Below are 12,519 nucleotides of genomic sequence, written 5' to 3'. Positions count from 1 at the left end.
GAGAGGCTCACCATGTCGAACCTGGAACTGCTCCCCATCAACATCGCCGGCGAATGGCGCCTGGGCGGCGGAGGCGAATCCACCACGCTCTATCCCGCCACCGGCGAAGTGGTGGGCCGCCTGCGCGCGCCCAGCCTGGAGGATGTGGAGGAGGCCATCCAGAAGGCCGACCACGCCTTCCGCACCAGCGGCTGGGCCCAGAAAAAGCCCCATGAGCGCGCGGCCGTGCTGCACCGCGTGGCCCAGCTGATCCGCGAGCGCGCCGAGCCCCTGGCCCAGCTGCAGCGCCTGGACAACGGCAAGCCCATCAAGGAAACACGCATGCTGGTGGCCAGCGCCGCCGCCACCTTCCAGTTCTTTGCAGCCGCCTGCGAGACCATGGAGGAAACCATCACGCCCTCGCGCGGCGACTTCATGACCATGAGCGTGTACGAGCCCATGGGCGTGGTGGCGGCCATCACGCCGTGGAACTCGCCGATCGCCAGCGAGGCGCAAAAGCTGGCGCCCGCGCTGGCCGCCGGCAACGCCGTGGTCGTCAAGCCCGCCGAGGCCACGCCGCTGCTGGCGCTGGAGCTGGCCAGGATCTGCGAAGAGGCCGGCGTGCCCAAGGGCCTGGTCAGCGTGCTGCCGGGCCGGGGCTCGGTGATCGGCGATGCCATCACCAAGCATCCGCTGGTCAAGCGCGTGTCGTTCACGGGCGGCACGTCCACGGGCAAGCACATCGCCCACATCGCGGCCGACAAGATGATGCCGGTCTCGCTGGAGCTGGGCGGCAAGTCGGCCACCATGGTGCTGGCCGATGCCGACATCGACCATGCCGTCAACGGCGTGCTCTACGGCATCTTCAGCTCCTCGGGCGAGTCGTGCATCGCGGGCTCGCGCCTGTTCGTGGCGCGCAGCCTGCATGCCGAATTCATGCAGCGCCTCACGGCCAAGGCCGCCGCGCTGCAGGTGGGCGACCCGGCTGACGAGCGCACGCAGATGGGGCCGCTGATCACCGCCAAGCACCGCGAATCCATAGAGAGCTATGTGGCCCTGGGCCTGTCCGAGGGCGGCCGGCTGCTCACGGGCGGCCAGCGGCCCGAGGGCGCGCAGTTCGAGCGCGGCTACTACTACCGCCCGACCATCATCGACGGCGTGAAGAACGACTGGCAGATCTGCCAGCAGGAAATCTTCGGCCCCGTGCTCGTGGCCATGCCCTTCGACAACGAGGACGACCTGCTCGCCCAGGCCAACGACAGCGTCTACGCGCTGGCCGCCGGCATCTGGACGCGCGACTACAAGAGCGCCTGGCGCATAGGCCGCGCCGTGCAGGCCGGCACGGTCTGGATCAACACCTACAAGCAGTTCTCCATCTCCACGCCCTTCGGCGGCTGGCGCGACAGCGGCCTGGGCCGCGAGAAGGGACGGCTGGGCATACAGCAGTACATGGAGCAAAAGAGCATGTACTGGGGCTTGAACGACCAGCCTTTGGCCTGGGCGAACTGAAAGGGAATCGACATGAGCGTACTGGGCATAGACGAAATCACCTACGGCGCGGACGACCTGGCCACCTGCCGCCGCTTCTTCCTGGACTGGGGCCTGGCGCTGGTGCAGGAAGCGGACGACCGGCTGGTGTTCGAGACCCTCAACGGCTGCCGCGTGATCGTGGCCGCCGTGGACCATCCCGATCTGCCGCCCGCCATCGAGGCGGGCCCCACGCTGCGCGAAGTGGTCTGGGGCGTGGAAAGCGAGGCGGACCTTGCGCTGTACGCCAGCCGCATTGCCGCGCTGCCAGGGTTCACGCAGGGCCAGGGCCGCATAGGCTGCACCGATCCCAACGGCCTGTCCGTGCGCCTGCAGGTCACGCAAAAGCGTGATGTGGATGTGCAGGGCGCCGCCTACAACACCTGGAACCGCAAGGACCGCGTCAACCAGGCCAGCCCGGCCTACGAACGCGCCCAGCCCATCGAGGTCGGCCATGTGGTGTTCTTCGTCAAGGACGTGCAGGCCTGCGAGCGCTTCTACGTGGACCACTTCGGCTTCGCGGCCTCGGACCGCTACCCCGAGCGCGGAGCCTTCCTGCGCTGCGCGCCTGACGGCGGCCACCACGACATCTTCCTGCTGCAGCGCCCCGCCAAGGACGCGGGCCTGAACCACGTGGCCTTCACGGTGCGCGACATCCACGAGGTCTTCGGCGGCGGCATGCACATCTCGCGCTGCGGCTGGGACACCCAGCTGGGCCCGGGCCGCCATCCCGTGTCCTCGGCCTATTTCTGGTACTTCCGCAATCCGGCCGGCGCCCTGGTCGAGTACTACGCCGACGAGGACCAGCTCACCGCCGACTGGCAGCCGCGCGAGTTCGAGCCCGGCCCCACGGTGTTTGCCGAATGGGCCATCGATGGCGGCATCGACGGCAACACCCGGCGCCAAAAAGGCGTGGGTACCAGCGACGGGAAATTCATCACCGACAAGCGGCATTGAGACCGCGCCTGACGGCCTACCCCCACAACCCAACCACCCCACGGCCCCCACCATGAACAAGACACGTCGCCAGGTTTCTCTTGCCGCTGCATTCCTGGCTGCAGCCACGCTGTCCGGCACCGCGATGGCCCAGGCCTATCCGGCCAAGCCCATCACCATCATCGTGGCCTATCCGGCCGGTGGCGACACCGATGCCATGGCGCGGCTGTATGCCGAGAAGCTGTCCACGCGCCTGGGCCAGCCCGTGCTGGTGGACAACCGCCCCGGCGCCAGCGGCACCATCGGCAGCGTGCATGTGGCCAAGGCCGCGCCGGACGGCTACACCCTGCTGCTGGCGCCCAATACCTTCGCCATCGCGCAGTTCGTGCTCAAGACGGCCTCGGGCTCCAGCTACGACGTGCTGCACGGCTTCACGCCCATCGTGCAGACCAGCGTGCAGCCCATGTTCGTGGCCACCAACCAGGCCTCGGGCATCAAGGACATGAAGACCCTGATCGCCCAGGGCAAGCGCGACGGCCTGACCTACGCCAGCCCCGGCAGCGGCTCGCCCATGCACATCCTGGGCGAGATGTTCAACCGCGCCGCCGGCACGCGCATCGCCCACATTCCCTACAAGGGCGTGGCGCCCGCCGTCAACGACCTGATCGGCGGCCATGTGCCCACGACCTTCATGACCTGGGGCCCGATTGCGCCCTACATCGGCGGCAAGGTCACCGCCCTGGCCGTGGCCGACAGCCAGCGCAGCGCGCTGGCCCCCAATGTGCCCACCCTGGCCGAGCTGGGCGTCAAGGACGTGGAAGTGTCCGCATGGCAGGGCCTGTTCGGCCCCAAGGGCATGTCGCCCGAGACCGTGAAGCTGCTGAACACGCACCTCAACGAGATCCTGAAGATGCCCGACGTGGTCTCCAAGATGGCCACCTTCGGCGCGCTGCCCGCAGGCGGCGAGCCCGCGAGGCTTGAGAAGACCAATGCAGCGGACTTCAACCGCTTCGGCAAGCTCATCAAAGACCTGGACATCCGCGCCGACTGAGCGCAGCCAACCCCACACAAGACAGTTTTCGAAGGAGAGAACCATGGCCGCTGATCGCTATCTCGAGCCGCACCAGGCGCGCGAACGTGCCCCCACCCTGATGGAAGACCTGCTGGGCGATTCCATCGAGCGCGCCTTCGGCGAAGGCGTGCAGACCCTGCCCGAACTGGTGGCCTATCTCAACCGCAGCGGCCCCGCCGGCGAAAACGGCCAGGCCTGGACCGAAGACAGCTTCCAGGCGCTGATGGCGCGGCTGGGCTATTGATACCGAGCAGGACTGGAGAGCCCCATGAACGTACAAACCATCACCATCGATCCGGTGGACGGCCTGCTCAACAAAGGCCTGAAGAACCTCTGGTACGCGGTCTGCCCCTCGGACTTCGTGAAGACCCAGCCCGTGTCGGTGCGCCGCTTCGGCCGCAAGATCGCGCTGTGGCGCGATGCCGCCGGCCAGGTCCATGCGCTGGAGGACCATTGCCCGCACCGCGGCGCGCCGCTGTCGCAGGGCGTGATCCTGGGCGACCGCCTGGCCTGCCCCTACCACGGCGTGGAAGTGCGCGGCGACGGCACGGTGACCAAGGTGCCCGGCAGCCCCGGCTGCAAGCTCGAAGGCTCGCGCGCGGCACTGGCCTTCCATGCACGCGAGGCGCATGGCGCCATCTTCCTCTACAACAGCGACAAGGCCGTTGACGAGGCGCCCGAGTTCACGCTGCCCGAGGAGCTGACCTCGCCCGAGTACTCCAACTTCCTGTGCTATGCCGAGTGGCGCAGCGACTACCGCTATGCGCTGGACAACGTCATGGACCCCATGCACGGCACCTTCCTGCACAAGCAGTCGCACTCCATGGCCGAGGGCGACAGCAAGGCCACGTTCCAGGTGCGCGAGACCGATGACGGCTTCGTCTTCGAGAAGGTGGGCCAGCGCGGCGTGAACTTCGACTGGACCGAGTGGGGCAGCACGGGCGTGCACTGGATGCGCCTGGAGATCCCCTATCCCAAGACCGGCGGCCCCGGCGGCAACTTCGCCATCGTGGCCTGCGTCACGCCCATCAGCGCCGACCTGTGCGCCGTGTTCTTCTGGCGCTGCCGCAAGGTGCAGGGCTGGATGCGCGACACCTGGCGCTTCCTGTACCGCAACCGCCTGGAGGCGCGCCACTGGGCCGTGCTGGAGCAGGACCGGATCATGATGGAGCAGATGGAGCTGGATGCCAACGAGCGCGAGAACCTCTACCAGCACGACATCGGCCTGGTGCGCCTGCGCCGCCACCTGCGCCGCCTGGCCCAGGAGCAGATCGACGAAGGCGCCGCATCATGAGCACCAACCTCCAGGCCTTCGTGCACACGCTGCGCTTCGAGGCCCAGGACACCATCAGCGTGGACCTGCGGCCCGTGGCGGGCGGGGAGCTTCCCGCCTTCACGCCGGGCTCGCACATCGATCTGCACCTGCCCAACGGCCTGGTGCGCAGCTACTCGCTGAGCAACCCCAGCGAAGAGCGCCACCGCTATGTGGTCGGCGTGCTGCGCGACCGCGCCAGCCGCGGCGGCTCGCGCTGCGTGCACGAGTCGCTGCGCGTGGGCATGCCCATCACCATCTCCGAGCCGCGCAACCATTTCGCGCTGGACGAAAGTGCCGCGCACACCGTGCTGGTGGCCGGCGGCATCGGCATCACGCCGCTGCTGTGCATGGCACGCCGGCTCAAGGGCCAGGGCCGCTCGTTCGAGATGCTGTACTTCGCCCGCGAGCGCAAGGGCGCGGCCTTCCTGGAAGAGCTGCAGGCGCTGGGCATGCCGCTGCACCTGCACTTCGACAGCGAGGCCGGCGGCCCGCCCGACCTGCGCGCGCTGCTGGCCCAACGCCAGCCCGACGCGGGCACGCACCACTACGCCTGCGGCCCCACGCCCATGCTGGACGCCTTCGAGAAGTTCTGCGCCGAGCTGGGCCACGCCAACGCCCACGTCGAGCGCTTCACGCCCGTGGAGGTCAAGGCTGCCGACGACGCGCGCAGCAACTACACGGTGGAGCTCAAGCGCAGCGGCCGCTTCATCGAGATCACGCCCGAGAAGTCGCTGCTCGACACCCTGCTGGATGCCGGCATCCAGATGGACCACAGCTGCTGCGAAGGCGTCTGCGGCTCCTGCGAGACGCGCGTGCTCGAAGGCATTCCGGACCACCGCGACTCGGTGCTCAGCCCCAAGGAAAAGGCCAGCAACAAGGTGATGATGGTCTGCGTTTCCGGCTGCAAGAGCGAACGTTTAGTGCTCGATATCTGAGCAGGCAATCAGACCTGCAAGGCAACAACCCACCACCCCCCAAGCCACCCCCCCAAGCCACCACCCCAGAGGAGACAACCCCATGAAAACCATCCATACGCCCATGCTGGGCGTGGCGCTAGCCTGCCTGGCGTCCTTGCCCGGTGCCGCTTCGGCGCAGTCCAAGGTCGAGATCTTCGGCGTCGTCGATGTCGGCGTCACGCACCTGAACGGCTCCGGCCCCTCCAAGACCGGCCTGTCCACGGGCGGCGCCAACATCAGCCGCCTCGGCTTTCGCGGCACGGAAGAGCTGGGCGGCGGCCTGCGTGCGGGCTTCTGGCTGGAGGCGGGCATGGACGTGGACAGCGGCTCGGGCAAGGCCAGCGGTGGCGGCCTGAGCTTCAACCGCCGCTCCACCGTGAGCCTGTCGGGCGACTTCGGCGAAGTGCGCCTGGGCCGCGATGACTCGGCCACCTTCCTGAGCACGCTGATCTTCGACCCCTTCCTCACCAACGGCGTGGGCGGCACCATGGGCTTCACCATGCTGGGCATTCCCGGCACGGGCACGGCCACGGGCGGCGCGCCCATCCAGATCAGCAACGCGGTCAGCTACTTGCTGCCGCAGAACCTGGGCGGCTTCTACGGCCAGGTGCAGGTGGCCATGGGCGAGCAGGCGCGCAGCGCACCCAACAAGAACCAGGGCGACTACCGCGGCCTGCGCTTCGGCTACCGCCAGGGCCCCTTCAACGGCGCGCTGGCCACGGGCAAGTTCTATGGCGACAGCGATGCGACCAACCTCACGGCCAGCAACGTGGGCCTGAGCTGGGACTTCGGCGTGGCCAAGCCCATGCTGCTGTGGGCCAGCGAAAAGCGCGGCGCCCTCAAGGTCACCGCCCTGCAGCTGGGCGTGACCGCGCCCGTGGGCATGGGCGAGTTCAAGGCCTCCTACGGCCACTACAACACCGACGGCAGCAATGCCGACTGGAACAAGATCAGCGTGGGCTACGGGCACAACCTGTCCAAGCGCACCCAGGTCTACGGCACGGTGGCCTTCCTCAAGAACAAGGACGGCGCGGCCAAGTCCATCGGCGTGCAGGGCCTGTCGGCCCCGGGCACCACGCTGGGCGGCCGCTCCTCCGGCTTCGAGGTGGGCGTGCGCCACTTCTTCTGATACAGCCCATCGGGCGATAGAGACTTGCCATGAAAGATATGCGTGCGGCCCGCTGGTGGGGGGTGATCAGCCTCTTCATCATCGTCGCCATCTCCTATGTGGACCGGATCAACCTTTCGATCCTCATCCTCGACCAGGGATTTCTGGACCACATCGGGCTGACGCACGACGACCGCACGCGCCAGGGCCTGCTGGCCACGGCCTTCATGGTGGGCTACGGCGTTTCTTCCTTCGTGTTGACGCCGTTTTGCGCGGCGCTCTTCGGCGTGCGCCGAAGCCTGGTGGTCGGCCTGCTGCTGTGGGGCGCCGTGTCCTTTCTGTCCCCGGCCATGAACAGCTATGGCCTGCTGCTGGCCTCGCGCATCCTGCTGGGCATCTCCGAAGGGCCGCTGTACTCGCTGGCGGGCAGCTACATCAAGGCGCATTTCCAGAGCCACGAGAACGGCCTGCCCAACTCCTTCGTGAACATGGGCACGGGCCTGGGGCTGGCGGTGGGCTACCCGCTGATCGGCTACCTGGTGGCCGGCCATGACTGGCAGACCTCGTTCCACGTGCTGGGCCTGATCAATGTGGCCATCGGCATCCCGCTGGTGCTGGCCTTCATCCGCATGCCCCGCGTGGACACCGGCATGCCGCGCCCGCGCTCGCTGGGCGAGGCGGTGGGACAGGTCGGGCAGATCGTGCGCGGCGCCATGCACACGCGCTATCTGGTGCTGGTGGCTGTGCTGTCGGCGGCCTTCTTCTCCTACCTCTGGGGCAGCAGCAACTGGCTGCCGGCCTATCTGGAGTCGCGCGGCTTTTCGCTGCGCGAGATGGGCTGGCTGGCCTCGCTGCCCCAATACGCCACGGTGCTGGCCGTGCTGGTCGGCGGCATCGTCATCGACCGCCTGCCGCGCCGCCAGGTGCCGCTGATCTTCGTCGGCGGAAGCCTGGGCCTGGCGCTGGCCATCTGGCTGGCCATCCACATGGAAGACCGCTACGCGGCGGCCTACTGCCTGATCGCCGCCAACTTCTGCTGGGGCCTGATGAGCCCCGCCATTCCCAGCACCGTGCAGTACTGCGCGCGGCCCGAGCATGTGGCCAGCGCCTACGGCGTCGTCAACGGCACGGCGACCCTGGTGGCGGGCTTCATGCCTGCGCTCATGGGGGCCGTCATCGGCTGGACCTCGCATTCGGCCGGTGGCGGTTTCGTCGCCGGCTTCAGCCTGCTGGTGGGCACGCAGCTGGTGGTCATGGTCTGCGGCCTGGTGCTGTGGCTGCGCGAGCGCGGCCAGGGCACCCACGGTGCCAGCGATGCCCGGGACAGGTCCGCGCGCACGGCCTGACCTGCACTACAGCACGCCCGCTGCCGCGCACTGCTCCAGAAACGTCACCAGGGCCTGCACGCGCGCCGTGCGGCCCTTGCGCGTGGGCACCAGCAGGGTGACGGGCGCGCTGCCGAAATGCCAGTCGGGCAGCACGCGCACCAGCCGGCCCTCGTCAACGGCCTGCTCCATGTCCCATTGCGAACGCAGCACCAAGCCCAGGCCCTGCTCGGCCCAGTGGCGGGCCACGCCGCCATCGTTGGTGACGTAGGACGGCGTCACGCGCAGGGTCTGGCCGTCCGCGGCACGCCGGCTGGCGGCCGGGCGCAGGTGCCACAGCGTCACGTCCTCCTCGTTCTCGCGGATGCAGATGCAGGCGTGCTCCAGCAATTCGCGCGGCGTGGCGGGCGTGCCGTGGCGGCGCAGGTAGTCGGGGCTGGCGCACAGCCAGCGGTCATTGGCGGCCAGCTCGCGCGCCACCCAGGAGGAGTCGCGCACCGCGCCGATGTGGACCACGGCGTCGGCATCGTGGCGGTCGGGGAAGGGCGTTTCGCGCAGGTCCAGCTGCAGTTTCAGTTGCGGGTGCTGGCGCGTGAAGGGCACCAGGGCCGGCGCCAGCCGGCTGCGCCCGTAGCCAAAGGGCGCGGCAATGCGCAGCGTGCCGCCCAGCTGGCGGGCATCGCCATGCAGCGAGTCGCGCAACTCCTCGATCTGGCCCAGCAGCCGCACGGCCTCGCGGGCGAAGCGCTCGCCCTCGGGCGTCAGCGCCAGGCGCCGCGCGCTGCGGTTGGCCAGGGACAGGCCCAGTTCGGCCTCCAGCCGACGCAGCCGCATGGACAGGGCGGGCGGCGTCACATCGAGCGCACGGGCTGCGGCGCTCAGCGAGCTTTCGCGCAGCAGGGCGGCGGCAAGCTGCAGGTCCTCGATGGCAATCATTCAATTTGCCTTAACGATTGATGACGGCGGATTTAACCACGACCATGGTCTTGGTCCGTACAGTGCCAAGGCATGAACACCCCATACCCCACCTCTGCCGCATGGCCCCGGGCCGTGCTCTTCGACCTGCTGACCGCCTTGCTGGACTCCTGGACCGTCTGGAATGCGGCCGCCGGCAGCGAGGCTGCCGGGCGCGACTGGCGCGCCGAATACCTGCGCCTGACCTATGGCTGCGGCGCCTACCAGCCCTATGAGGACCTGGTGCGCACGGCGGCCCGCAACCGGGGCCTGCCCGAGGCGGTGGCCGACAGGCTGGAGGCGCAATGGGAGCAGCTGCAGCCCTGGGATGGCGCACGCGAGCTGCTGGCCGCCCTGCGCCCGCACTGCCGCCTGGCCGTGGTGACCAATTGCTCCGAGCGCCTGGGTCAACGTGCCGCCGCGCTGCTGGGCGTGGATTGGGATGTGGTGGTGACTTCGGAAGCAGCAGGCTTCTACAAGCCCGACCCCCGGCCCTACCAGCTGGCGCTGGACCGGCTGGGGCTGCCTGCTGGCCAGGCTGCCTTCGTGGCCGGATCAGGCTATGACCTGTTCGGCACCTCGGCCGTGGGCCTGCGTACTTTCTGGCACAACTGCGTGGGCCTGTCGCGGCCCACGGGTGCGCCGCAGGCCGAGGCCGAAGCACCCACGCTGGCGCCGGCACTGCCCTGGCTCAGGGATTTTTCCCTGCAGCAGGGCTGAACCCCGAGGGTGCAGCCGGTGCTGTGCCCGCCGTCCTTTCCTGTCCACCCTTGTGAGGAGCCTGCCATGCAGCTGCGTCCAGCCCTGCCGTTGTCCCTTGTGTCCGCATTCCCGGTCCTGTCCATCGTCTGTGCCATGGCGTGGAGCCAGGGAGCCCTGGCGCAGGCCGGCGCTGCCTTTCCGGCCAGGCCGGTCACGCTGGTCGTGCCGTTTCCCCCGGGAGGCCCCAGCGATGCGCTGGCCCGTGCCGTGGCTCAGAAGATGGGGGAGCATCTGGGCCAACCCCTGGTGATCGAGAACCTGGGTGGCGCCAATGGAACCATCGGCCTGAACCAGGCGCGCAAGGCCGCAGCCGACGGCTACACCCTGTCCTTTGGCGGCATAGGCACGCATGTGGTCAATGTGGCCTTGTACCGCAAGCTGCCCTATGACCCCGTGGCCGACTTCGCCCCAGTGGGACCTGCGGGCGCGGCGCCCATGCTGCTGCTGGCGCGTGCCAATCTGCCGGCCTCCGACCTGCGCCAGTTCGCCGAGTGGCTCAAGCGCAACCAGGCCGCAGCCTCCTATGGCAGCGCCGGCGTGGGCTCGATATCGCACTATGGGTGCGTGCTGCTGCTGTCGGCGCTGGGCCAAAGCCCCACCCATGTTCCCTATCGCGGGATCGCGCCTGCCATGAACGATCTCATGGGCGGACAGACCGATTTCATGTGCGACCAGACGACGACGGCGCTGCCGCAGATCGCGGGCGGCCGCATCAAGGCGATTGCGGTGCTGGGAACACAGCGACTGGCGCAGCTGCCGGGCACGGCGGCCAGCGCCGAGGCCGGCCACGCCCTGCAGGCGCGCTCATGGAATGCGATCTTCGCACCACGCGGCACGCCGCCGGCGGTGCTCGCGCGGCTGACGCGGTCGCTGCAGCACGCCATGGGCGATGCGGGCCTGCGCGCACAGATGGCCGCGCTGGGGGTGGAGCTGCCGTCGCCCGAGCAGGCCGTGCCGGCCACGGTCTCCGCCTTGATCGAACAGGGACTGCGCAACGATGTGCCTGCCCTCAAGGCCAAAGGCCAATACCTGGATTGACGATGGAGAGAGAAACACCATGCAAGACACACTTCTGACCCTGGACACGCCCGCTGCCGTGATCGACCTCGCACGCATGCAGCGCAACATCCACCGCATGCAGCAGCGCATGGACGCGCAGGGCGTGCGCCTGCGCCCCCATGTGAAGACCAGCAAGAGCGTGCCCGTGGCCGCCGCGCAGCGTGCGGCCGGGGCCTCGGGCATCACGGTCTCCACCTTGAAGGAGGCCGAGCAGTTCTTTGCCGCTGGCACCACCGACATCCTGTATGCCGTGAGCATGGCGCCGCACCGCCTGCCGCAGGCCCTGCACCTGCGCCGGCGCGGCTGCGACCTCAAGCTCATCGTGGACAGCGTGGCGGCGGCCCAGGCCATTGCCGCGTTCGGCCGCGAGCAGGGCGAGGCCTTCGAGGTGTGGATAGAGGTCGACACCGACGGCCACCGCTCCGGCGTGGGCGCAGACGATACGCCGCTGCTGCTGGCCATTGGCCGCACGCTGCACGACGGCGGCATGCGCCTGGGCGGCGTGCTCACGCACGCGGGCTCCAGCTACGAGCTGGATACGCCCGAGGCGCTGCAGGCCCTGGCCGAGCGCGAGCGCGCCGGCTGCGTGCAGGCCGCCGAGGCCCTGCGCGCGGCCGGCCTGCCGTGCCCCGTGGTCAGCGTGGGCTCCACGCCCACGGCGCTGGCGGCCAGCCGGCTGGACGGCGTGACCGAGGTGCGCGCAGGCGTCTATGTGTTCTTCGATCTGGTGATGCACAACATCGGCGTGTGCGCGGCCGAGGACGTGGCGCTGTCGGTGCTGGCCACCGTGATCGGCCACCAGGCCGACAAGGGCTGGGCCATCGTGGATGCGGGCTGGATGGCCATGAGCCGCGACCGCGGAACGGCCCGGCAGAAACAGGATTTCGGCTACGGCCAGGTCTGCGACCTGCAGGGGCGGGTGATGCCGGGCTTCGTGCTCACGGGCGCCAACCAGGAGCACGGCATTCTGGCCCGGGCCGATGGCGCGGCGGAGGCCGACATCGCCACGCGCTTTCCCCTGGGCACGCGGCTGCGCATCCTGCCCAACCATGCCTGCGCCACGGGCGCGCAGTTCCCGGCCTACCAGGCGCTGGCGGCAGATGGCTCGGTGCAAACCTGGGAGCGGCTCCATGGCTGGTGAAAACGGGATCGATCTGCGCCAGGCATCGCCGAACCTGCCTGCGCCGGGCGGCCACTACAGCCACACGGCCACGGGCCAGGGGCTGGTCTTCGTGTCAGGGCAGCTGCCCATACGGCCCGACGGCACGCGCCTGGTGGATGCCGGTTTCGAGGACCAGGCCCGGCAGGCGCTGGCCAACCTGGCTGCGGCGCTGGAGCTGGCCGGCAGCGGCGTGCCGCGGCTGCTGCAGGTGCGCGTGTACCTGGACGACATGGCGCACTGGCCGGCCTTTGACCGCATCTACGCGGACTGGGCCGGCACGCACCGGCCCGCGCGTGCCGTGGTGCCCACGGGGGCGCTGCATTTCGGGTTGAAGGTGGAGATCGAGGCCGTGGCGCTGGCCTGA

Annotated in this window: 13 protein-coding genes; 12 read left to right on the top strand and 1 reads right to left on the bottom strand. The window is 69.2% G+C overall.

Going from position 1 to position 12,519, the window contains the following annotated elements:
• Nucleotides 1–12 precede the first annotated feature (12 nt).
• The 8 genes from ACFPFG_RS16260 (at nucleotide 13) to ACFPFG_RS16225 (ending at nucleotide 8,239) form a co-directional block, all read left to right on the top strand.
• Entirely contained in the window at nucleotides 13–1,488 is a 1,476-nt protein-coding gene (locus tag ACFPFG_RS16260; RefSeq protein ID WP_012202892.1) for an aldehyde dehydrogenase, read from the top strand.
• 12 nt (nucleotides 1,489–1,500) lie between these two features.
• Nucleotides 1,501–2,463, top strand: a complete 963-nt coding sequence (locus tag ACFPFG_RS16255) for a VOC family protein (RefSeq protein ID WP_183020665.1) — start codon at nucleotides 1,501–1,503, stop codon at nucleotides 2,461–2,463.
• A 52-nt stretch (nucleotides 2,464–2,515) separates the two neighbouring features.
• Nucleotides 2,516–3,493, top strand: a complete 978-nt coding sequence (locus ACFPFG_RS16250) for a Bug family tripartite tricarboxylate transporter substrate binding protein (protein WP_013804505.1) — start codon at nucleotides 2,516–2,518, stop codon at nucleotides 3,491–3,493.
• Between the two features lie 43 nt (nucleotides 3,494–3,536).
• A complete protein-coding gene (locus tag ACFPFG_RS16245) occupies nucleotides 3,537–3,758 on the top strand; it encodes a recombinase-like helix-turn-helix domain-containing protein (protein ID WP_012202895.1) in 222 nt (73 codons plus the stop codon).
• Nucleotides 3,759–3,782: 24 nt separating this feature from the next.
• Nucleotides 3,783–4,808: an aromatic ring-hydroxylating oxygenase subunit alpha gene (locus ACFPFG_RS16240; protein WP_012202896.1), complete on the top strand. Its 1,026-nt coding sequence runs from the start codon at nucleotides 3,783–3,785 to the stop codon at nucleotides 4,806–4,808.
• Nucleotides 4,805–5,764, top strand: a complete 960-nt coding sequence (locus tag ACFPFG_RS16235; protein WP_012202897.1) for a PDR/VanB family oxidoreductase — start codon at nucleotides 4,805–4,807, stop codon at nucleotides 5,762–5,764. The genes ACFPFG_RS16240 and ACFPFG_RS16235 overlap by 4 nt, the downstream gene beginning before the upstream one ends.
• Nucleotides 5,765–5,846: 82 nt before the next feature.
• Nucleotides 5,847–6,914: a porin gene (locus tag ACFPFG_RS16230; RefSeq protein ID WP_183020666.1), complete on the top strand. Its 1,068-nt coding sequence runs from the start codon at nucleotides 5,847–5,849 to the stop codon at nucleotides 6,912–6,914.
• 29 nt (nucleotides 6,915–6,943) lie between these two features.
• Nucleotides 6,944–8,239 (top strand): MFS transporter, encoded by a 1,296-nt coding sequence (locus ACFPFG_RS16225; protein ID WP_374619201.1) that lies wholly within the window; start codon nucleotides 6,944–6,946, stop codon nucleotides 8,237–8,239.
• Between the two features lie 6 nt (nucleotides 8,240–8,245).
• On the opposite strand, the gene ACFPFG_RS16220 is transcribed toward ACFPFG_RS16225, so the two are convergent.
• Nucleotides 8,246–9,154, bottom strand: coding sequence for a LysR family transcriptional regulator (locus ACFPFG_RS16220; RefSeq protein WP_183020668.1), 909 nt, complete (start codon nucleotides 9,152–9,154; stop codon nucleotides 8,246–8,248).
• Between the two features lie 72 nt (nucleotides 9,155–9,226).
• Between ACFPFG_RS16220 and ACFPFG_RS16215 the strand changes: the two genes are divergently transcribed.
• The 4 genes from ACFPFG_RS16215 (at nucleotide 9,227) to ACFPFG_RS16200 (ending at nucleotide 12,519) form a co-directional block, all read left to right on the top strand.
• On the top strand, nucleotides 9,227–9,892 hold the full coding sequence (locus tag ACFPFG_RS16215; protein ID WP_183020669.1) for an HAD family hydrolase: 666 nt from the start codon (nucleotides 9,227–9,229) through the stop codon (nucleotides 9,890–9,892).
• Between the two features lie 66 nt (nucleotides 9,893–9,958).
• Nucleotides 9,959–10,972 (top strand): tripartite tricarboxylate transporter substrate binding protein BugD, encoded by a 1,014-nt coding sequence (locus ACFPFG_RS16210; RefSeq protein ID WP_183020670.1) that lies wholly within the window; start codon nucleotides 9,959–9,961, stop codon nucleotides 10,970–10,972.
• 19 nt (nucleotides 10,973–10,991) lie between these two features.
• A complete protein-coding gene (locus ACFPFG_RS16205; protein ID WP_380107407.1) occupies nucleotides 10,992–12,134 on the top strand; it encodes a DSD1 family PLP-dependent enzyme in 1,143 nt (380 codons plus the stop codon).
• Nucleotides 12,124–12,519, top strand: a complete 396-nt coding sequence (locus ACFPFG_RS16200) for a RidA family protein (RefSeq protein WP_183020672.1) — start codon at nucleotides 12,124–12,126, stop codon at nucleotides 12,517–12,519. The genes ACFPFG_RS16205 and ACFPFG_RS16200 overlap by 11 nt, the downstream gene beginning before the upstream one ends.

Origin of the sequence: Delftia deserti, from assembly GCF_042653485.1 — a bacterium.
Lineage (GTDB): Bacteria > Pseudomonadota > Gammaproteobacteria > Burkholderiales > Burkholderiaceae_C > Comamonas > Comamonas acidovorans.
Note: the sequence above shows the minus strand (reverse complement) of the source record. Positions and strands in the feature narration are given on the sequence as shown.